17 protein-coding genes and 1 riboswitch are annotated in these 20,353 nt (G+C 71.1%); of the genes, 13 read left to right on the top strand and 4 right to left on the bottom strand.

Annotated features, from left to right (window positions below):
- The first annotated feature begins 198 nt into the window (after positions 1-198).
- On the top strand, positions 199-1,188 hold the full coding sequence (locus ACIP5K_RS34050) for an Ig-like domain-containing protein (RefSeq protein WP_401415990.1): 990 nt from the start codon (positions 199-201) through the stop codon (positions 1,186-1,188).
- A gap of 21 nt (positions 1,189-1,209) precedes the next feature.
- Here the strand turns inward: ACIP5K_RS34050 and ACIP5K_RS34045 are convergent, their stop codons facing one another.
- From ACIP5K_RS34045 to gcvT, 4 genes are all read right to left on the bottom strand, one after another.
- Positions 1,210-2,595 (bottom strand): L-serine ammonia-lyase, encoded by a 1,386-nt coding sequence (locus ACIP5K_RS34045; protein ID WP_401415988.1) that lies wholly within the window; start codon positions 2,593-2,595, stop codon positions 1,210-1,212.
- Between the two features lie 141 nt (positions 2,596-2,736).
- The gene (glyA, locus tag ACIP5K_RS34040; protein WP_401415986.1) at positions 2,737-4,014 is read right to left on the bottom strand and encodes a serine hydroxymethyltransferase; all 1,278 of its coding nucleotides are present in this window, start codon (positions 4,012-4,014) and stop codon (positions 2,737-2,739) included.
- Between the two features lie 7 nt (positions 4,015-4,021).
- Entirely contained in the window at positions 4,022-4,399 is a 378-nt protein-coding gene (gene gcvH, locus ACIP5K_RS34035) for a glycine cleavage system protein GcvH (RefSeq protein WP_401415985.1), read from the bottom strand.
- Between the two features lie 67 nt (positions 4,400-4,466).
- Positions 4,467-5,594 carry a glycine cleavage system aminomethyltransferase GcvT gene (gene gcvT / locus ACIP5K_RS34030; RefSeq protein WP_401415983.1) on the bottom strand — a complete coding sequence of 376 codons (1,128 nt, stop codon included), beginning with the start codon at positions 5,592-5,594 and terminating at the stop codon, positions 4,467-4,469.
- A 135-nt stretch (positions 5,595-5,729) separates the two neighbouring features.
- Positions 5,730-5,826: riboswitch (glycine riboswitch) on the bottom strand.
- Positions 5,827-5,931: 105 nt separating this feature from the next.
- On the opposite strand from gcvT, the gene ACIP5K_RS34025 reads away from it, so the two are divergent.
- The 12 genes from ACIP5K_RS34025 (at position 5,932) to ACIP5K_RS33970 (ending at position 20,335) form a co-directional block, all read left to right on the top strand.
- Positions 5,932-6,606 (top strand): AAA family ATPase, encoded by a 675-nt coding sequence (locus ACIP5K_RS34025; protein ID WP_401415980.1) that lies wholly within the window; start codon positions 5,932-5,934, stop codon positions 6,604-6,606.
- A gap of 91 nt (positions 6,607-6,697) precedes the next feature.
- Complete coding sequence (locus ACIP5K_RS34020) at positions 6,698-7,513, top strand: enhanced serine sensitivity protein SseB (RefSeq protein WP_401415977.1); 816 nt, start codon at positions 6,698-6,700, stop codon at positions 7,511-7,513.
- Positions 7,514-7,655: 142 nt separating this feature from the next.
- Positions 7,656-8,456, top strand: coding sequence for an enhanced serine sensitivity protein SseB C-terminal domain-containing protein (locus ACIP5K_RS34015; protein WP_401415975.1), 801 nt, complete (start codon positions 7,656-7,658; stop codon positions 8,454-8,456).
- Between the two features lie 438 nt (positions 8,457-8,894).
- On the top strand, positions 8,895-9,899 hold the full coding sequence (locus ACIP5K_RS34010; protein ID WP_401415972.1) for an ABC transporter permease: 1,005 nt from the start codon (positions 8,895-8,897) through the stop codon (positions 9,897-9,899).
- Positions 9,900-10,006: 107 nt separating this feature from the next.
- Complete coding sequence (locus ACIP5K_RS34005) at positions 10,007-11,776, top strand: ABC transporter substrate-binding protein (protein WP_401415970.1); 1,770 nt, start codon at positions 10,007-10,009, stop codon at positions 11,774-11,776.
- A gap of 123 nt (positions 11,777-11,899) precedes the next feature.
- Positions 11,900-12,901, top strand: coding sequence for an ABC transporter permease (locus tag ACIP5K_RS34000; protein WP_401415968.1), 1,002 nt, complete (start codon positions 11,900-11,902; stop codon positions 12,899-12,901).
- On the top strand, positions 12,898-13,995 hold the full coding sequence (locus ACIP5K_RS33995) for an ABC transporter ATP-binding protein (RefSeq protein WP_401415967.1): 1,098 nt from the start codon (positions 12,898-12,900) through the stop codon (positions 13,993-13,995). The genes ACIP5K_RS34000 and ACIP5K_RS33995 overlap by 4 nt, the downstream gene beginning before the upstream one ends.
- 26 nt (positions 13,996-14,021) lie before the next feature.
- Positions 14,022-15,539: a dipeptide ABC transporter ATP-binding protein gene (locus ACIP5K_RS33990; RefSeq protein ID WP_401415965.1), complete on the top strand. Its 1,518-nt coding sequence runs from the start codon at positions 14,022-14,024 to the stop codon at positions 15,537-15,539.
- A gap of 191 nt (positions 15,540-15,730) precedes the next feature.
- Positions 15,731-17,125, top strand: a complete 1,395-nt coding sequence (locus ACIP5K_RS33985) for a M1 family metallopeptidase (RefSeq protein WP_401415963.1) — start codon at positions 15,731-15,733, stop codon at positions 17,123-17,125.
- A 28-nt stretch (positions 17,126-17,153) separates the two neighbouring features.
- On the top strand, positions 17,154-17,825 hold the full coding sequence (locus ACIP5K_RS33980; protein WP_401415960.1) for a trimeric intracellular cation channel family protein: 672 nt from the start codon (positions 17,154-17,156) through the stop codon (positions 17,823-17,825).
- Positions 17,826-17,884: 59 nt separating this feature from the next.
- The gene (locus ACIP5K_RS33975) at positions 17,885-18,769 is read left to right on the top strand and encodes a thioesterase family protein (RefSeq protein WP_401415957.1); all 885 of its coding nucleotides are present in this window, start codon (positions 17,885-17,887) and stop codon (positions 18,767-18,769) included.
- Positions 18,770-19,339: 570 nt separating this feature from the next.
- On the top strand, positions 19,340-20,335 hold the full coding sequence (locus ACIP5K_RS33970) for a helix-turn-helix transcriptional regulator (RefSeq protein WP_401415955.1): 996 nt from the start codon (positions 19,340-19,342) through the stop codon (positions 20,333-20,335).
- Positions 20,336-20,353: the final 18 nt, after the last annotated feature.

Raw genomic sequence — 20,353 nt, 5'->3', positions numbered from 1 at the left:
GTCATGGTCCCCGCATGCTCCCCGATCCGAACCCGCCTGCGGGCCGCTTTACGGGGAAGGCTCCTGCTGTGTGACCACGCGGAATCTTGGAACACGCTTTACGTGGTCGTACGCAACTGAGCCCACCCGAACCGGGGTCTCACACAAGGCCGGGCCCCGCATGCGGGAGGGCACGGATCGAGGAGAGTGGGGCAGGTCGTGGGACGGCGCAAGGGCGGCGGAATAGGGATCGCACTGACGACGGTCGCGGTGCTCGTGGGCACCAGTGCCTGTGGCGGGAGCGGCGGGGACAAGACGGACGGGGCCGACGGGAAGGCGTCGGGGAAGCCGAGCGCCAGCGCGTCCCCGTCCCCGGCGAAGCCCAAGGGGCCGCCGATGCTGCTGGAGACGATCATGCCGCAGTCCGGCGCCACGGTCGGTGTGGCGATGCCGGTCTCGGTGGTGTTCACCAACCCGGTCGCGGCGAAGGCCCGCGCCTCGGTCGAGAAGCACATGAAGGTCAGCGCCTCGAAGCCGGTGGAGGGCGCCTGGCACTGGTTCGGCGACAAGCGCGCCGACTGGCGCCCCAAGGACTACTGGCCGTCGGGCACGAAGGTGAAGGTCGTCGCCGACATGAAGGACGTCGGCAACGGAAACGGGCGGTACGGCACCCACAGCTACACCCACACCTTCAAGGTCGGCGACGACGTGCGCGCCGACGTCTCCGTCAGCGGCCACACCATGAAGGTGAGCAGGAACGGGTCGACGCTGCGCACCCTGTCGATCAACGCGGGCAGCGCCCAGTACCCGACCTGGAACGGCACCATGGCCGTCATCGACAAGCAGGAGAAGGTCCACATGACCTCGTGCAGCGTCGGCATCAGCTGCGACAAGGGCAGCGCCGACTACTACGACCTGACCCTGCCCTGGGACGTCCACCTGACCCAGTCCGGCACCTACGTGCACTACTCGACCGGCGACCCGAACCCGGGCAGCGGCAGCGCCCGCGGCTCGCACGGCTGCGTCCACCTGTCGATCTCCGACGCCAAGTGGTTCTACCAGCAGGTCAAGCAGGGCGATCCGGTGACGATCACCGGTTCCCCGCGGGCCAAGGCCCCGGCCGACAACGGCTACGCGTCCTTCAACCTGAGCTGGGACCAGTGGCTCCAGGGCAGCGCCTCCGGCGAGGGGACGACGGCCACCCTGTGACCGGCGTCCCGCGCACGCCCCTCAGCACTCGATGATGTTGACGGCGAGCCCGCCCCTCGCCGTCTCCTTGTACTTGACCGACATGTCCGCACCGGTGTCCCGCATGGTCTTGATGACCTTGTCCAGGGACACCTTGTGCGAGCCGTCGCCGCGCATCGCCATCTTGGCCGCGGTGACCGCCTTCACGGCCGCCATGCCGTTGCGCTCGATGCACGGGATCTGGACCAGGCCGCCGACCGGGTCGCAGGTCAGGCCCAGGTTGTGCTCCATGCCGATCTCCGCCGCGTTCTCCACCTGCTCCGGGGAGCCGCCCAGCACCTCGGCGAGCGCACCCGCCGCCATCGAGCAGGCCGAGCCGACCTCGCCCTGGCAGCCGACCTCGGCGCCGGAGATCGAGGCGTTCTCCTTGAAGAGCATGCCGATGGCGCCCGCGGAGAGCAGGAAGCGGACCACGCCCTCCTCGTCGGCCCCGGGCACGAAGTTCATGTAGTAGTGCAGGACGGCCGGGATGATGCCCGCCGCGCCGTTCGTGGGGGCCGTGACGACCCGGCCGCCCGCCGCGTTCTCCTCGTTCACCGCCATCGCGTAAAGGGTGATCCACTCCATGGAGTGGGCCAGCGGATCGCCCTCGGCGCGCAGCTTGCGGGCCGATCCCGCGGCCCGGCGGCGGACCTTCAGGCCGCCCGGCAGGATGCCCTCGCGGGCCATGCCGCGCGACACGCAGGCCTGCATGACCCGCCAGAGCTCCAGCAGGCCCGCGCGGATCTCGTCCTCGGTGCGCCACGCCTTCTCGTTCTCCAGCATCAGCGCCGGGATCGACAGGCCGGTCTCGCGGGTCAGGCGCAGCAGCTCGTCGCCGGTGCGGAAGGGGTACTTCAGGACCGTGTCGTCCGGGACGATCGGGTTCTCGCCCCCGGCGCCCTCCTGGGGCAGCACGGACTCGTCCACCACGAAACCGCCGCCCACCGAGTAGTACGTCCTGGTGAGCAGCTCCTTGCCGTCGGCGTCGTACGCCCACAGGCTCATGCCGTTCGCGTGGTACGGCAGCGCCTTGCGGCGGTGCAGGACCAGGTCGTCGTCGTAGGCGAAGGCGATCTCGTGCGCGCCGAGGACCTGGAGCCGGCCGGACGCCCTGATCTCCTCGACGCGCTGGTCGGCGTGTTCCACGTCGACGGTGCGCGGGGACTCGCCCTCCAGGCCGAGCAGCACCGCCTTCGGGGTGCCGTGGCCGTGGCCGGTCGCGCCCAGCGAGCCGTACAGCTCGGCGCGTATGGAGGCGGCGTGGGCCAGCAGCCCCTCGTTCTTGAGGCGGCGCGCGAACATGCGGGCCGCGCGCATCGGGCCGACCGTGTGGGAGCTGGACGGGCCGATGCCGATCGAGAACAGGTCGAAGACCGAGATGGCCACGGTAGGACTCCAATGATGGTGGTAGACGCCGTTGTCTGCCGGACAAGCGGGACGTGCGGTGACGTGACACGGGGCACCCCACGCACTGTCCAGTGTGCGGGGTGCCCCGAAAATCCGTACGCCACAAAGCGTACGGAACGACTACAGGCCGGGGTACAGGGGGTGCTTCTCCGCGAGTGCGGTCACCCGGGCCTTCAGCGCCTCGGCGTCGTAGGACGGCTTGAGGGTCTCGGCGATCACGTCGGCGACCTCGCGGAAGTCGTCGGCGTCGAAGCCGCGGGTGGCCAGCGCCGGCGTGCCGATGCGCAGGCCGGAGGTGACCATCGGCGGGCGCGGGTCGTTCGGGACCGCGTTGCGGTTGACCGTGATGCCGACCTCGTGCAGCCGGTCCTCGGCCTGCCGCCCGTCCAGCTCGGAGTCGCGCAGGTCGACGAGGACCAGGTGCACGTCCGTGCCGCCGGAGGCCACGTTCACGCCGTGGGCGCGGGCGTCCTGCGAGGTCAGCCGCTCGGCGAGGATCCGGGCGCCCTCGATCGTGCGCTGCTGGCGCTCCTTGAAGCCCTCGCTCGCCGCGACCTTGAAGGAGACGGCCTTGGCCGCGATCACGTGCTCCAGGGGGCCGCCCTGGAAGCCCGGGAAGACCGCCGAGTTCAGCTTCTTCGCGAAGTCCTTGTTGCGGGCGAGGATGATGCCGCCGCGCGGGCCGCCGAGCGTCTTGTGCGTCGTGGAGGTGACGACGTCGGCGTAGGGCACCGGGTTCGGGTGCAGCCCCGCGGCGACCAGGCCGGCGAAGTGCGCCATGTCGACCCACAGGTACGCCTCGACCTCGTCGGCGATGCGCCGGAACTCGGCGAAGTCCAGCTGGCGCGGGTACGCCGACCAGCCCGCGATGATGACCTTCGGGCGGTGCTCCTTGGCGAGGCGCTCGACCTCGGCCATGTCGACCAGGCCGGCGTCGTCCACGTGGTAGGCGACCACGTCGAACTGCTTGCCGGAGAAGTTCAGGCGCATGCCGTGGGTGAGGTGGCCGCCGTGCGCCAGGTCCAGGCCGAGGATCGTGTCGCCGGGCTGGGCGATGGCGAACAGTGCGGCCTGGTTCGCGGAGGCGCCCGAGTGCGGCTGCACGTTGGCGTACTCGGCGCCGAACAGCGCCTTGACGCGGTCGATCGCGATCTGCTCGGTGACGTCGACGTGCTCGCAGCCGCCGTAGTAGCGGCGGCCGGGGTAGCCCTCCGCGTACTTGTTGGTGAGGACCGAGCCCTGCGCCTCCATGACGGCGACGGGGGCGAAGTTCTCCGACGCGATCATTTCCAGGGTCGACTGCTGCCGCTTGAGCTCGGCGTCGACGGCCTCGGCGACCTCGGGGTCGAGGGCGTGCAGCGACTCGTTGAGCGCGGACTTGTCAGAGGTGTCGGACATGAGGGTGTCAGCTCCCGGAGAACTCGGTGTACTCGTCGGCGGAGAGCAGGTCCTTCGGCTCCTCCGCGATACGGACCTTGAACAGCCAGCCGCCCTCGAAGGGCTCCGAGTTCACGAGCGCCGGGTCGTCGACGACGTCCTGGTTGGCCTCGACGACCTCACCGGTCACGGGGGAGTACAGGTCGGAGACCGACTTGGTGGACTCCAGCTCACCGCAGGTCTCGCCCGCCGTGATGGTGCCGCCGACCTCGGGAAGCTGGACGAACACGATGTCACCGAGGGCGTTGGCCGCGTGCTCGGTGATGCCGACCGTCGCCACGCCGTCCTCGACGGCCGACAGCCACTCGTGCTCCTTGCTGTAACGCAGGTGCTGGGGGTTGCTCATGATGCGAATTCTCCTGTACGCGGGAAGGTGCTGGTGACGGAGGGGGACGGCGCCGGGGGTACGGGTGTCACTTCTGGCGCTTGTAGAACGGCAGGGCCACGACCTCGTAGGGCTCGTGGGTGCCGCGGACGTCGACCCCCACGCCCGGCGTGCCGGGGCCGGCGTGCGCGGCGTCCACGTACGCCATGGCGATCGGCCTGCCGAGCGTCGGCGACGGGGCGCCGGAGGTGACCTCGCCGATCACCTGTCCGTCGCGGACCACGGGCATGCCGGCGCGCGGGACGCGGCGGCCCTCGGCGATCAGCCCGACCAGCCTGCGCGGCGGGGAGGTCTCGGCCCGCTCGGCGGCGGCGACCAGCGCGTCGTGCCCGACGAAGTCGTCGCCGTGGGACGTCTTGTCGAACTTCACGACGCGGCCGAGACCGGCGTCGAAGGGGGTCAGCTCCGTGGTCAGCTCGTGCCCGTACAGCGGCATGCCCGCCTCCAGGCGCAGCGTGTCCCGGCAGGACAGGCCGCAGGGGACCAGCCCGTACTCCGCGCCGGCCGCGGTCAGCGCCTGCCACAGCTTCTCCGCGTCGGCGGGGGCGACGAACAGCTCGAAGCCGTCCTCGCCGGTGTAGCCGGTGCGCGCGATGAGCGCCTCGACGCCCGCGACGGTGCCGGGCAGACCGGCGTAGTACTTGAGGCCGTCCAGGTCGGCGTCCGTGACGGACTTCACGATGGCGGGGGAGTGCGGGCCCTGCACCGCGAGCAGCGCGTAGGCGTCCCGGTCGTCGCGGACCTCGGCGTCGAAGCCGGCGGCGCGCTCGGTCAGCGCGTCGAGGACGGTCTGCGCGTTGCCCGCGTTCGCCACGACCAGGTAGGTGGTGTCGCCGAGGCGGTAGACGATCAGGTCGTCGAGGATGCCGCCGTCCGCACGGCAGATCATCGTGTAGCGGGCGCGGCCGGCGCCGACGGAGCCGATGTTGCCGACGAGCGCGTGGTTGAGCAGGTCCACGGCCTGCGGGCCGGTGACGGTGATCTCGCCCATGTGGGAGAGGTCGAAGAGCCCGGCGCGCGTGCGCACGGCGGTGTGCTCGTCGCGCTCGCTGCCGTAGCGCAGGGGCATGTCCCAGCCCGCGAAGTCGGTCATCGTGGCGCCGAGCGAGCGGTGCAGGGCGTCAAGTGCGGTCAGGCGGGAAGGCGTAGGGCTCATTGCTGCTCCAGGGCATGACGGCGATGGCGAAGTGTCCTCCCCATCTGTCATCGGAACCTGAGAGGTTCGCCCCGAGGGGCTTGCACCTTGGGTGGGGCCGCCGTACGAGACGGGCGGCCCGCTTTTCAGATGTGCCTCGCCCGCGCGGTTCGGGGCCTGAGAGATTCAAGGGAGGGACTTGCTCCTTCGGCGCCCGGACAGCGTGTGCCCGGAACTCTCCCGCGCGGATTCAAGCGGCCTGTATGCAGTTGGCGCGCACATCATTGCATGCCGGGGGAACGGGGAAACAGACCGGAGGGCATTACCTACTCTTTACACTTGGCGGGCAGGAAGTGGCGTGACCGGAGCGGGGAGGACGATCACGGTGCACAAGGAGTGGGCGGGGGCGTACGCGACCACGGCGGGGGCGGTGGCGGGGGTGCGCGTTCCCCGCCAGCGCTCGGTGCGGGACCTGCGCGGGCGCGGCGGCCGCACCCCGCGCCGGATCGGGTTCGCGGCGGGGGACCTGGTCGTGCTGTCGGGGCTGCCGGGCAGCGGGAAGTCCACGCTGATGCGGCGCGTGGTCACGGTGGTGCGGATCGACTCCCAGGACGCCCGGGACCGCTGGGCGGCCCGGGTGCCGCGCTGGGTGCCGTACGCCCTGTACCGGCCGCTGGTCCGCCTCGCGCACTACGCGGGCCTGCGCCGCGCCATGCGCTCCGGCGCCAGCGTCGTCGTGCACGACTGCGGCACCCAGGCCTGGGTGCGCCGCTGGGTGACGCGGACGGCCGGGCGGCGCGGCGCGGCCGTCCACCTGATCCTGCTCGACGTGCCGGCGGACCTGGCGCTCGAGGGCCAGCGCGACCGCGGCCGCGGGGTCTCCCGCTACGCCTTCGCCCGGCACCGCAGGGCGGTGACCGCCCTCGTCACGTCGACGGCGGCCGGAGACCTCCCGGCCGGCGTCGAGTCGGCGGTCCTCCTCGACCGCGCGGCGTCCGACGCCCTCGGCGGCATCACGTTCCTGGAGCGCTGAGCCCGCGGCCGAGGCCCCCGGCGGTACCGCCGAACGGGTTATCGTCGGCCCGGACGACACGGCAGGGGCGGAACAGAGGGTGAACGCAGCTATGGACACGCCGGGCATCCCGGAGCAGGGGCACGAGCGCGACGCGCGGTACGAGGGCGGCGCGCACGGCCACCCCCAGCCGCAGCACGGCTGGCCCGCGAACGAGCTGGAGGAAGTCCTCTCGGCGGCGCTCGGCCGCCCCGAGGGCGGCGGCCGCATCGTCGAGGTGCTCGGCCGCAGCCACCTGTGGATCCCGCTGCCCCGGGGCGGCGGCCCCGCCAGCCGCGACCTCGACCTGCCCTCCTTCGAGATCGAGGGCCAGGCCTACGTCCCGGTCTTCAGCTCGGAGCACGAGTTCATGCGGGTCACCGGCGGCCGGATGGACTGCACGGTGGCCCCGGCCGTGGAGTTCGCGCGTGGCCTGCCGCCACAGGTCGGGCTCGCCGTGAACCCGGACGGGACGATCGGCGTGCCGCTCCCGCCCCCGGCCGTCGCCGAGCTGGCCCGCGGCGGGCGCACCCCGCTGGACGGACCGTCGAGCGGCGGCCGCGTGGTGCTGTCCGAGCCGGACTGGCAGGACGACCCGGTCGACTTCCTGACGGCGGTGCGCGAGGAGTTCGACGCGACCGGCGCCGTGCGCACGGCCCGCCGCTGCCTGGCCGTCGTCGAGGACGGCGCCCCCTCGCTGTTCATCGGCGTGGAGCTGACCGCGTGGGAGGGCCCGGCGCGGGACGTCCCGCTGGACGCGCTCGGCCGCGCGCTGGGCCGGGCCCCGGTGGCCTGGCCGGTGAATCTCGTCTTCCTCGACGTCACCCGGGACCCGGTCGCCGACTGGCTGCGCGTCCAGGTTCGCCCGTTCTATGCACGAGAGGTGTGACACCGTCCGTCAAGTCGGTGTCAGTAACGCCGCTTAAGCTGGTTTCATGACCTGACCGGGCGGTGTCGCGCCTCCCGGTCGGGTCGATCGGGCGGATCGGCGAATCACGGACCGGCAGAGGTCCACGAAGGGGCGGTTACGGGTGAGCGCGTCGGGCACGGCCGCGGCCGGACAGGTCGAGCACATGCTGCGCCAGGTGACCCCCGGGCGCTACGACGCGTACGAGGCGCTGCTGAAGGCACTCGCCGACCCCGCGGCGGGCCAGGTCTGGATGCTGCTCTGGCACGGCCAGGCCGGCTCCCCCGACGCCCAGTACGGGAACATGGAGGTCGACGGCTTCGGCTACGCCCCCTGTGTCACCTCCGCGCAGGAGCTCTCCGCCTCCGGCTGGTCCCGGGCCTACGAGGTGGTCGGCGGCGTCGACGCGGCCCGCACCCTCTACCCCGACCACTACGGCCTCTGGCTCAACCCGCACGCGCCGGGCGGCGGCGTCGGTATCCCCTGGCTCGATCTGCGCCGGATCGCGGGCGGCCTCGACCGGCAGCCGGCCGGCCCGCTGCGGCTGTCCGAGCCGACCATCGAGCTGCCGCAGTTCTACGCGGTCCTCGCGCAGAACGCGCACCGCACGACCGCCGTGCGCGCCCTGCGCCGCGCCTGGGTGCAGCCCGCGCTCGGCGCGCCGTATCTCGCCATCGGCCTCGATGTGTACGACACGTCGCCCGCGTCCGTGGACTCCGTACGCGCGATGATGCAGCAGTCCATCACGGCGGTGCCGGACGGCCTGCCGGTGTCCACCGTCGCCATGTCCGACGGGTACGACCCGGTGGCGATGTGGCTGCGGGCGAACGCCCGGCCGTTCTACGACCGCGAGGCCCACGCGGCCCCCGTCGCGCAGGCAGGCGGCGGATACGGCTACCCGCCGCCGTACGGCGCGTCCTACTGATCCGGCTGCTCCGGCTGCTCCGGCTGTTCCCGCTGTTCCGGCGGGTGCGGCTGATCCGGCCGGTCGGGCCCGGGGCGCCGCGCGAACCTCAGATCATCCTCAACTCCGCGTGTGCAGCGGTCATTTCGGGAAGAGACGGGTTGGGGGAGAGAAGCACCCTCCTGGGCCCAATGTCCGACCTGTCGCCCCTTCCGCCCCAACTGCCCACTGTCCGACCGTCGTTGACCGCCGTCCGGATAACGGAACCTCCCAGACAGCATCACGTTTAGGCATCCTTTCCCCGTCAAGTCTGGCAACAGATCGCACGCAGGTTGAAGACTCCCGCTCCAAGGGGTTCGGCCTTGTGTACGAGCCCCCCGAGAACGACGGACTGAATCACGCCGCCACCAGCGGCAAGTGTGGGCCGGTCACCGCCGGTTGAGAGGGGTCCCTGCCACGATGACGGCACCATTGCACGACACGACCGCGGAGGCGGAGCCGACCGCGTCGGTCGACGCTGCCGCGAGCCAGTCAGGCGGCAAGGTCGAAGGGCGGTCGCTGAAGCAGATCGCCTGGAACCGCCTCAAGCGGGACAAGGTGGCCCTGGCCGGTGGCATCGTTGTCGTCGTCCTGATCCTGGTCGCGGTCTTCGCCCCGCTCATCGTCGGTCTGCTGGGCCACCCGCCCAACGACTTCCACCAGGACAAGCTCGACCCGCTGACGAACCTGCCCACCGGTTCACTGGGCGGCGTCAGCGGCGACTACCTGTTCGGCGTCGAGCCCAACAAGGGCCGCGACGTCTTCAGCCGGATCGTCTACGGCGCCCGGATCTCGCTGCTCGTCGCGTTCCTCGCGGCGATCGTCGCCGTCGTGCTCGGCACGGTCTTCGGCGTCGTCGCGGGCTACTTCGGCGGCTGGGTCGACTCGGTCATCAGCCGCGTCATGGACGTGCTGCTCGCCTTCCCGCAGCTGCTCTTCATCATCTCGCTGGTCTCCGTGCTCCCCGACGACCTCCTCGGTCTGACCGGAACCGGCGTCCGCGTCGCCATCCTCGTCCTGGTCATCGGCTTCTTCGGCTGGCCCTACGTCGGCCGCATCGTCCGGGGCCAGACCCTCTCGCTGCGCGAGCGGGAGTACGTGGAGGCGGCCCGCTCGCTCGGCGGCGGCAGCCGGCACATCCTGCTGCGCGAGCTGCTGCCCAACCTGGTGGCCCCGATCGTCGTCTACATGACGCTGATGATCCCCACCAACATCCTCACCGAGGCCGCCCTCAGCTTCCTCGGCGCGGGTGTGCGACCGCCGACCGCCTCCTGGGGCGGGATGCTCCGCGACGCGCTCGCGACGTACGAGCACGACCCGATGTTCATGGTCTTCCCCGGTGTCACGATCTTCGTCACCGTCCTCGCGTTCAACCTCTTCGGGGACGGGCTGCGCGACGCGCTCGACCCCAAGGGCACCCGCTAGGTCCTCAACAGCCTTCTTTCCCAAGGCCCCTGTCGCACCGTCAGGCGGCGCACCCCACTGGTTCCCCGGCGACTTGCCCGGACCGCGATCTCGGAGGATACGAGAAAATGCCCACAGGTATTCCCAAGCGACGGCTCGCCGCGTGCGCGGCCCTCGTCGTCGGGGCGCTGGCGGCCACTACGGCGTGCGGTGGCGGCGACGGCGACAGCAAGGACGGCGCCAAGGCGCCCGGCTTCAACGCCGCGCTGAACAAGGTCGTCAACACGTCCGCCAAGAAGGGCGGGACGCTGAAGTTCGTCGGCAAGCAGGACTTCGACTCCCTGGACCCGCAGCGCACGTACTACGGCATGACCTGGGACTTCATGCGGTACTACACCCGCACCCTGGTCACCTACGACACCAAGCCGGGCAACGGCTCCAACAAGCTGGTCGGCGACCTCGCCACCGCGCCCGCCACCGTCTCGGACGACGGCAAGACCTACACGTACAAGCTGCGTGACGGCCTGACCTGGGAGGACGGCTCCAAGCTGACCTCCAAGGACGTCAAGTACGGCATCGAGCGCATCTGGGCCACCGACGTCATCACCGGCGGCCCCGGCTACCTGCGCTCCACCCTCGACCCCAAGGGCGCGTACAAGGGCCCGTACAAGGACAAGTCGAAGGACAAGCTGGGCCTGAAGGCGATCGAGACGCCCGACGACCAGACCATCGTCTTCCACCTGCCCAAGGCCAACGGCGACTTCGAGCAGATGCTCGCCATGCCGACCGGCGCCCCGGTGCCGCAGGCCAAGGACACCGCCGCGAAGTACACCCAGAAGCCGGTGTCGTCGGGCCCGTACAAGATCCAGAGCTACAACGCGGGCAAGAGCCTGACGCTGGTGCGCAACACGGCCTGGAAGAAGTCGTCCGACCCGCTCCGCCCGGCCCTGCCGAACAAGATCACGGTCACCATCTCCTCGAACCTGGAGGAGAACGACAAGCGCCTGATGTCCGGCGACTACGACGTCGACGTCAACGGCACCGGCATGACCCAGTCCGGCCGCGTCTCGGCGGTCCAGGACCACCGCGCCAACGTCGACAACATCCAGACGTCCTTCGTGCGCTACGTGGCCCTGGTCACCGCCACCAAGCCGCTGGACAACGTCGAGTGCCGCAAGGCCGTCTTCTACGGCACCGACTTCGCCAGCATCCAGCAGTCGCGCGGCGGCAAGGTGGCCGGTGGCGAGATCGCCAACTCCACCTTCCCCAAGTCCATCCCGGGCTACAGCGACTACGACCCGTACGGCATCCTCGCCCGCAAGGGCAAGCCGGACGTCGCCAAGGCCAAGGACGCGCTGAAGCAGTGCGGCAAGCCGAGCGGCTTCTCCACCAAGATCTCCGCCCGCAGCAACAACCCGGGTGAGGTCGACGCCGCCGAGGCGCTCCAGGCCTCGCTCGGCAAGGTCGGCATCAAGCTGACCATCGACTCGATCGACGGCGCCCAGTCGTCCTCGATCACCGGCTCGCCGAAGGTCGTCAAGTCCCGTGGCTACGGCATGACGATGAGCGGCTGGGGCCCCGACTTCAACTCCGGCCAGGGTTACGCGCAGCCGCTGTTCGACAGCCGCTTCATCTTCCCGACCGGTAACTACAACGAGTCGCAGATCAAGGACAAGAAGGTCGACAAGCTCTTCGACGACGCCATCGGCACCACCGACCTGGCGAAGGCGAAGCAGCTCTACACCGACCTGGACCACGAGATCCTGGACCAGGCCTACTGGATGCCGTTCATCTACGAGAAGAACATCTCGTGGCGCAGCACCCGCCTGACCAACGTGTACTCGTCCGCGGCCTACAGCGGTCGCTACGACTACGTGATGCTCGGCGTCAACAAGTAGTCGTAGTCCTTCCGGTCGATGAGCTGATCCCGCTCATGCCGTCGAAACCCGCCAGTCCGAAGGGCAGGTGATGGCCTCGGCGGCGGGGACCCCGAACGGGTCCCCGCCGCCGGGCCGCGCACAGTGCTTGCTTATCTCATCCGGCGCCTGTTCGCCGTCGTCATCATGGTGCTGATCGTGTTGTTCGCGACCTTCACCATCTTCTTCATGCTGCCCAAATGGGCGGGTCAGGACGTCGCCGTCCTCTTCGCCGGCAAGGCCACCAGCCCCGAGGCGCTGGACGGCATCCGCATCAAGCTGGGCCTCAACGACCCGCTCCTGGTGCAGTTCTGGGACTTCGTCCGGGGCATCCCGCTCGGCCGCGACTACACCAACGGCGCGGACATCACCCACTGCCCCGCCCCCTGCTTCGGATACTCCTTCCGCACGGAGGAGCCCGTCTGGAACACCCTCAAGCAGGACGCGCCCATCACCGGCGCGCTGGCGCTCGGCGCCTGCGTCCTGTGGCTGGTCGGCGGTGTCGCCACCGGTGTCACCTCCGCCCTCAAGCGCGGCACCTTCTGGGACCGCGCCGCGATGACCACCGCCCTCGGCGGCGTCTCGCTCCCCGTCTTCTTCACCGGCATGGTCGCGATGGGCATCTTCGTGCACAGCCTCGGCTGGGTGCACATCGCCGACTCGCTGTCCACGGACGACTCGATCGGCACCTGGCTCCAGACGCTGATCCTGCCGTGGATCGTGCTCGCCTTCCTCAACGCCGCGATGTACGCGAGACTCACCCGCGCCACCATGCTGGAGATCCTCGGCGAGGACTACATCCGCACCGCGCGCGCCAAGGGCCTCGGCGAGTCCGCCGTCATCACCCGGCACGCGCTGCGCTCGGCGATGACCCCGATCCTCACCGTCTTCGGACTCGACCTCGGGGTGCTGCTCGGCGGCGCCGTGCTCACCGAGTCCACGTTCAACCTGCCCGGTCTCGGTCTCGAAGCGGTCCAGGCCATCAGCAACAAGGACCTGCCCGTGATCCTCGGCGTGACGCTGTTCGCGGCCCTCGCGATCGCCGTCGCCAACCTCGTCGTGGACCTTCTCTACGCCGTCATCGACCCGCGAGTGAGGCTGGGATGACCGACCTGCACAAGACCGGAGCGGCGGTCGGCGAACCCGTCACCGCCTCCGGAGCACCCCGCGCCTTCCTGGAGGTCCGCGACCTCAAGGTGCACTTCCCGACCGACGACGGCGTGGTCAAGTCCGTCGACGGCCTCTCCTTCACCCTGGAGAAGGGCCGCACCCTCGGCATCGTCGGCGAGTCCGGATCGGGCAAGTCCGTCACGTCCCTCGGCATCATGGGCCTGCACACCGCGGGCCAGTACGGCCGGCGCAAGGCGCAGATCAGCGGCGAGATCTGGCTGGACGGCACCGAGCTGCTCTCCGGCGACCAGGACGCCGTCCGCCGGCTGCGCGGCCGCGACATGGCGATGATCTTCCAGGACCCGCTCTCCGCGCTGCACCCGTATTACACGATCGGCAAGCAGATCGTGGAGGCGTACCGGGTCCACCACAAGGTCGACAAGAAGACCGCGCGCAAGCGGGCGATCGAGATGCTCGACCGGGTCGGCATCCCGCAGCCCGACAAGCGGGTCGACGCCTACCCGCACGAGTTCTCCGGCGGCATGCGCCAGCGCGCGATGATCGCCATGGCGCTGGTGAATAACCCCGAACTGCTGATCGCCGACGAGCCGACCACGGCCCTCGACGTGACCGTGCAGGCGCAGATCCTCGACCTGATCCGGGACCTCCAGAAGGAGTTCGGCTCCGCGGTCATCATGATCACGCACGATCTCGGGGTCGTCGCGGAGATGGCCGACGAACTGCTCGTCATGTACGGCGGCCGGTGCGTGGAGCGCGGCAGCGCCACCCAGGTCTTCACCGAACCGCAGCACCCCTACACCTGGGGCCTGCTGGGCTCGATGCCGCGCATCGACCGGGAGCAGACCGAGCGCCTCACGCCGGTCAAGGGCTCTCCGCCCAGCCTGATCAACCTGCCGGGCGGCTGCGCCTTCAACCCGCGCTGCCCGTACGCGGACGTCCCCAAGGACAACATCACCCGCACCGAGCGCCCCGAACTGCGCGAGGTCGGCTCCGGCCACTACTCCGCCTGCCACATGTCGGCGGGGGAGCGGGAACGGATCTGGACCGAAGAGATTGCGCCGAAGCTGTGACGGACGCCAAAGGACCCGAGACCGAGATGACGATCCCCCAGCAGCCGGCCGGCTCGCTCCAGACCTCCGCGGACCCGGCGCCCGGTGAACCGCTGCTCAAGGTCGAGAACCTCGTCAAGCACTTCCCGATCAAGAAGGGCCTGCTCAAGCGGCAGGTCGCCGCCGTCCAGGCGGTCGACGGGCTCAGCTTCGACGTCCGCGCGGGGGAGACCCTGGGCGTCGTCGGCGAGTCCGGCTGCGGCAAGTCGACGATGGGCCGGCTCATCACGCGGCTGCTCGAACCGACCTCGGGCCGCGTCGAGTTCGAGGGCCGGGACATCACGCACCTCGGCACCGGCGGCATGCGGCCGCTGCGCCGCGACGTGCAGATGATCTTCCAGGACCCGTACTCCTCGCTGAACCCGCGCCACAACATCGGCACGATCGTCGGCACCCCGTTCAAGCTCCAGGGCGTCAAGCCCGAGGGCGGCGTGCGCAAGACGGTGCAGGAGCTGCTGGAGCGCGTCGGGCTCAACCCCGAGCACTACAACCGCTACCCGCACGAGTTCTCCGGCGGCCAGCGCCAGCGCATCGGCATCGCCCGCGCGCTCGCCCTGCGGCCGAAGCTGGTCGTGGCGGACGAGCCGGTCTCGGCGCTCGACGTCTCCATCCAGGCCCAGGTCGTCAACCTGCTGGACGACCTCCAGAGCGAGCTCGGCCTGACGTATGTGATCATCGCGCACGACCTCTCGGTCATCCGGCACGTCTCGGACCGGATCGCGGTGATGTACCTCGGCAAGATCGTGGAGCTGGCGGACCGCGCCGATCTCTACACGACGCCGATGCACCCCTACACCAAGGCGCTGCTGTCCGCGGTGCCGGTGCCCGACCCGCGGCGGCGCGGCGTCAAGAGCGAGCGGATCCTGCTGCGCGGCGACGTCCCGTCCCCGATCGACCCGCCCACCGGCTGCCGCTTCCACACGCGCTGCTGGAAGGCGACGCAGGTGTGCGCGACGAAGGAGCCGCCGCTGCTCCGGCTCGCGTCCGGCCACCAGGTGGCCTGCCACCACCCGGAGAACGCGCCCGACCAGGCGCCCGAGGACACCCAGCTGCTCTCCGTGGCCAAGGAGGCGATCAGCGTGGTGACGGTGCCGCCGCCGGCGGACGCCGTCGCCACCGAGACGTCGCCTTCGCCTTCGGCGTCGGCGTCGGTGTCGTCGGGGGCGTCGGCGGGGGTGGCCCCTGAGCCGTCCGCGCAGGCTTCGGAGGCGCCGGTGAGCCCGGTGAGTCCGGAGAGCCCGGAGACCCCGGAGACCCCGGTGAGCCCGGTGGTCACGGAAGCCCCGGAGGCTTCGGAGACCACGGAGGCACCGGAGACCGCGACGGGTCCGGAGACCGCGACGGGTCCGGAGACCGCGACGGGTCCGGAGACCGCGACGGGCCCGGAGACCGCGACGGGCCCGGATACCCCGAAGGGTCCGGAGACGGCGAAGGGTCCGGAGACGGCGAAGGGTCCGGAGACGGCGAAAGGGCCGGAGACGGCGAAGGGCCCGGAGGGCGTGTAGCGGTCGGCCCGGTCGTGACCGGCCGCGGCTCTCGCCGTGGCCGGTCGCGCCGTTCCCCCGCGCCCGCGGCGGGACGTCCGGGCTGGGTCGGGCAGCGTGTACATAGCCCAGAAAGAGCATGTACACGCCCACCCTTGAGCGGCAGAGTTCCCGTGTCCGGCACACAGGATCACGCTCGAAGGGACGCCCACATGCTCTCCCGTTCGGCAAAACTGGCCGCGCTCACCGTCGCGGCCGCCTCCTTCACCCTGATCGCCGCCGCCCCGGCCCCCACCCCGGGCTCGGCCGGCATCGGCGACCCGTACTTCCCCGAGCTCGGCAACGGCGGCTTCGACGCCCTCCACTACGACCTGGACGTCGCCTACAGCCCCGACACCGACCGCCTCGACGGCCGTACGACCCTCACCGCGCGCGCCACCCAGAACCTCTCCTCCTTCGACCTCGACCTACAGAAGCTCACGGTCACCCGGATCGAGGTGAACGGCAGACGCGCGGACTTCACCCGCACCGGCGACGAACTCGTCGTCACCCCGCGCACCCCGCTGCGCAAGGGCCACGGCTTCACCACGACCGTCACCTACAACGGCGTCCCCGAACCCCTCAGCGGCCCCATCGTCTTCGGCTCCGACTACGGCTGGATGAAGACCGCCGACGGCGTCTTCGTCGCCTGCGAGCCGAACGCCGCCTCCACCTGGTTCCCCTCCAGCGACCACCCCTCCGACAAGGCGACGTACGACATCCGCATCAAGGCCCCCAAGGGTCTGACCGGTGTCTCGAACGGGCGGCTCGTCGCCACGTACGACACCGACAAGGGCACCCGGACCGTCCACCACTGGCGCGAGTCGCGGCCGATGGCGACCTACCTCGCCACCGCCAGCATCGGGAAGTTCGACGTGCGCAGCGGCCGCACCCCCGCCGGCACCCCCATCTACGTGGCCATCGACCCGGTCCTCGCCGACAGCAACAGCGTGGACGTCTACGCGGTGACCGCCGCGGCCACCGACTACTGGTCGCAGGTCTTCGGCCCCTACCCCTTCGAGGAGACCGGCGCCGTCGTCGACGACATGCCCGAGGCCGGCTTCTCCCTGGAGACCCAGTCCAAGCCCAGCTACTCCGCCGTCCGCAACGAGTCGACGATCGTCCACGAACTCGCCCACCAGTGGTTCGGCGACTCCGTCTCCGTCGAGCAGTGGAAGAACATCTGGCTCAACGAGGGCTTCGCCACCTACGCCCAGTGGCTCTGGTCCGAGCACCAGGGCGTCCGCTCCGCCCACGACTCCTTCCTCGCGGGCTACGACGCGCGCCCGGCCGACTCCGCGTTCTGGCAGACGAAGGTGGGCGACCCGCAGCGCGACACCATGTTCGCCTCCGCCGTGTACCAGCGCGGCGCGATGACCCTCCAGGTGCTGCGCGAGCGCATCGGCGACAGGGCGTTCTTCAAGCTGCTGCCGCTGTGGACGAAGCTGCACCGCTACCAGAACGCCTCGACGGCCGACTTCATCGCGCTCGCCGAGCGGGTCTCGGGCCGGCAGTTGGACGATCTGTTCGACACGTGGCTGTTCACGACGGGCAAGCCGACGCTCTAGGCACGGACCCGGCAGGTAAAAATATCGGGTGATCCAGGAACTGTTCACCCCCTCCGTCCAGCACTGGCTCGACCTCGTCGGCATCTTCGTGTTCGCCATCTCCGGCGCTCTGATGGCCGTACGCAAGAACTGGGACGTCTTCGGTATCGCCGCCCTGGCCGAGGCCACCGCGCTGGGCGGAGGCGTGTTCCGCGACCTGGTCATCGGGGCCGTGCCGCCGTCCGCCTTCACCGACCTGGGCTACTTCATCACCCCGCTGTTTGCCGCCGCCCTCGTCTTCGTCCTGCACCCCGAGGTCGAACGCACCCAGGCCGCGGTGAACGTCTTCGACGCGGCCGGCCTCGGCCTGTTCTGCGTCACCGGCACCACCAAGGCCTACGACTACGGGCTCGGCCTCACCTCGTCCGCCGTGCTCGGCCTGGCCACGGCGGTCGGCGGCGGGGTGCTGCGCGACATCATCGCCAACGAGGTGCCGTCGCTGGTGCGCTGGGACCGCGACCTGTACGCCGTGCCGGCGATCGTCGGCGCCGTCATCGTCGTCCTCTGCATCCGCTTCGACACCCTCAACGCGCTCACCAGCGGCGCCGCCGTCGCGACCGCCTTCATCCTGCGGCTGCTCGCGATGCGCTATCACTGGCGGGCGCCGCGCGCGTGGAACCGCAGGTCCGCGGCGGTGGAGGTGCCGGAGGAGACGCCGTGAGGCCGTGAGCCGAATCTCTAAAGCTACCGCTTAGTAATGAGCTGTCGTACCCTGCCTGCATGGCAGACGCAGCATCCACGCAGGAACGCACCGGCTCCGCCGCGATCGGTGACAGCGAGTTCGACCGGGACACCGCCGTCACGCGGCGCGACCCCGCCGTCCCGGGGGTCTACGACCTCGACCTGTCGGCCGGCTGGACGATCATCAACGCCGTCAACGGCGGCTACCTGCTCGCCGTGCTGGGCCGCGCGCTCGCCGACACCCTGCCGCACAGCGACCCGTTCACGATCTCGGCGCACTATCTGACGGCGTCCGTGGCCGGGCCCGCCGTGGTCCGCACGGAGGTGGCCCGCGCCGGCCGGACGCTCTCCACCGGGCAGGCCTCGCTCTTCCAGTACGCGCAGGACGGCTCCGAGGTCGAGCGGATCCGCGTCCTCGCCTCGTACGGGGACCTGAACGCGCTCCCCGACGACGTCCGCACCAGCGCCAAGCCGCCCGCCATCCCGCCGATCGAGCAGTGCTTCGGCGCCGAGGACGCGCCCGGTGACGCTCCGCGCATCCCCGGCAGCTCGGCCATCACCGACCGGCTCGCCGTCAAGCTGGACCCGGCGACCCTGGGCTGGGCCCTCGGCGCGCCGTCCGGGAAGGGGGAGATGCGGGGCTGGTTCGGGCTGGCCGACGGCCGTGACGCCGATCCGCTGTCGCTGCTCCTCACCGTGGACGCGCTGCCGCCGACCGCCTTCGAGATGGGGCTCAAGGGCTGGGTGCCGACCGTCGAGCTGACCGTCCACGTCCGGTGCCGGCCGGCTCCCGGGCCGCTGCGCGTCGCGATCTCCACCCGGAATCTGGCCGGCGGCTTCCTGGAGGAGGACACCGAGATCTGGGACACCCAGGACCGCCTGGTCGCCCAGTCCCGCCAACTGGCCCGAGTCCGCCTCCCCTGACCCACCCTCAGCACGCACCACCGTCGTGCGGCTGGTCGCGCAGTCCCCCGCGCCATCTCATTCGGAGGGGCGCACCATCGCCCCGCGCTGCGGGAGAGGCGCACCCCCGTCTCGTCCCGGGGGCGCGCGGAGCGCAGCCTCCGGGGGAAGGCTGCGCGTCAGCGCACGCCCCAGGGGCGCGGGGAACGGCGCGAGAAGCGGCCACTGGCCCGCGGCCGAGGAACGACCCAGGGACGCGGGAGGCGGCCACCGGCCCGCGGTCGAAGAACGCCCCAGGGGCGCGGGGAACGGCGCGAGAAGCGGCCACCGGCCCGCAGGCGAAGAACGACCCAGGGGCGCGGGAGGCGGCCACCGGCCTGCGGCCGAGGAACGACCCGGGGGCGCGGGAGGCGGGGCCACCGGCCCGCGGACGGAGAACGACCCAGGGGCGCGGGGAACGGCGCGAGAAGCCCCCACCGGCCCGCAGGCGAACGACAACCCCCGACCCGCACACGCACACCGCCCGAGAAGAGACCCAGCCGCAACGAACCGCCCCCCGACAGCGCGCCCGATCTGCGGCAGGCTGCCCCCGTGAAGTCCGACCGCCTGCTGGCCATCCTCCTGCTCCTACAGACCCGCGGCCGCGTCCCCGCCCACGACCTGGCCACCCGCCTGGAAGTCTCGGTCCGCACGATCTACCGCGACATCGAATCCCTGTCGGCCTCGGGCGTCCCGGTCTACACGGAGCGCGGCCGCCACGGCGGCATCGCCCTCCTCCCCGGCTACCGCACCGACGTCACCGGCCTGACCGCCGACGAGTCCCGCGCCCTGTTCATCCTCGCCTCCCAGGGCGCCCACGCCGCGCTCGGCCTCGATGCGGCCCTCGGCTCGGCCCTGCGCAAGGTGATGGCGGCGCTCCCCGAACCCCACCGCCCCGCGGCCGAACTGACCAGCCGTCGCATCCTGGTCGAACCCTCGCGCTGGATGGGCCCGCCCGCGCTCGAGGTCGACGTCGGCGCGTTGCAGGACGCCGTGTTCGCCGAGCGCCGCCTGCGGATCCGCTACCGCCACAGCGGCACCGACACCCCCCGCACCTACACCGTCGACCCCTACGGCCTCGTCTCCAAGGCGGGCGTCTGGTACCTGGTGGCCGACCGCCGCGCGGTACCCCGCCTTTTCCGCGCCGACCGCACCCAGGCGGTGACCGTCACCGACGCACCCGTCAGGCGCCGCCCCGGCATCGAGCTCGCCGACGCCTGGGCGGTGCTGAAGCGCCGGGTCGAAGAGCGGCCGGGCGGCATCGCGGTCACCGCCCGCGTCCACCGCAGCCGCTACGACCTGTTCCTGAAGATGGCCGGCGCGTCCCTGACCGAGCACCCGGACCCCGACGACCTCCACGACGCCGACGCCGACGACGCCGACGCCGACGAGTGGATCACGGTCCGCCTCGGCTACGGCGTCCTGGGCGCGACCCGCACCCTGCTGCCCTTCGCCGCACACCTGGAGGTCCTCGACCCGCCCGAGGTCCGCGAGGAGCTGGCCCGGTGCGCGGCCGAGATCACCCGGCTCTACGCGGCCCGCCGGTAACCCCCGCGCCCGCGCGGC

This window comes from Streptomyces sp. NPDC088785 (assembly GCF_044750685.1).
Classification (GTDB): Bacteria; Actinomycetota; Actinomycetes; order Streptomycetales; family Streptomycetaceae; genus Streptomyces.
Note: the sequence above shows the minus strand (reverse complement) of the source record. Positions and strands in the feature narration are given on the sequence as shown.

Coding starts and splice junctions, on each gene's coding strand:
- glyA (WP_401415986.1), bottom strand. CDS start 4,014: ATGTCCGACACCTCTGACAAGTCCGCGCTCAACGAGTCGCTGCACGCC.
- gcvH (WP_401415985.1), bottom strand. CDS start 4,399: ATGAGCAACCCCCAGCACCTGCGTTACAGCAAGGAGCACGAGTGGCTG.
- gcvT (WP_401415983.1), bottom strand. CDS start 5,594: ATGAGCCCTACGCCTTCCCGCCTGACCGCACTTGACGCCCTGCACCGC.
- ACIP5K_RS34020 (WP_401415977.1), top strand. CDS start 6,698: ATGGACACGCCGGGCATCCCGGAGCAGGGGCACGAGCGCGACGCGCGG.
- ACIP5K_RS34010 (WP_401415972.1), top strand. CDS start 8,895: ATGACGGCACCATTGCACGACACGACCGCGGAGGCGGAGCCGACCGCG.
- ACIP5K_RS34005 (WP_401415970.1), top strand. CDS start 10,007: ATGCCCACAGGTATTCCCAAGCGACGGCTCGCCGCGTGCGCGGCCCTC.
- ACIP5K_RS33995 (WP_401415967.1), top strand. CDS start 12,898: ATGACCGACCTGCACAAGACCGGAGCGGCGGTCGGCGAACCCGTCACC.
- ACIP5K_RS33990 (WP_401415965.1), top strand. CDS start 14,022: ATGACGATCCCCCAGCAGCCGGCCGGCTCGCTCCAGACCTCCGCGGAC.
- ACIP5K_RS33985 (WP_401415963.1), top strand. CDS start 15,731: ATGCTCTCCCGTTCGGCAAAACTGGCCGCGCTCACCGTCGCGGCCGCC.
- ACIP5K_RS33975 (WP_401415957.1), top strand. CDS start 17,885: ATGGCAGACGCAGCATCCACGCAGGAACGCACCGGCTCCGCCGCGATC.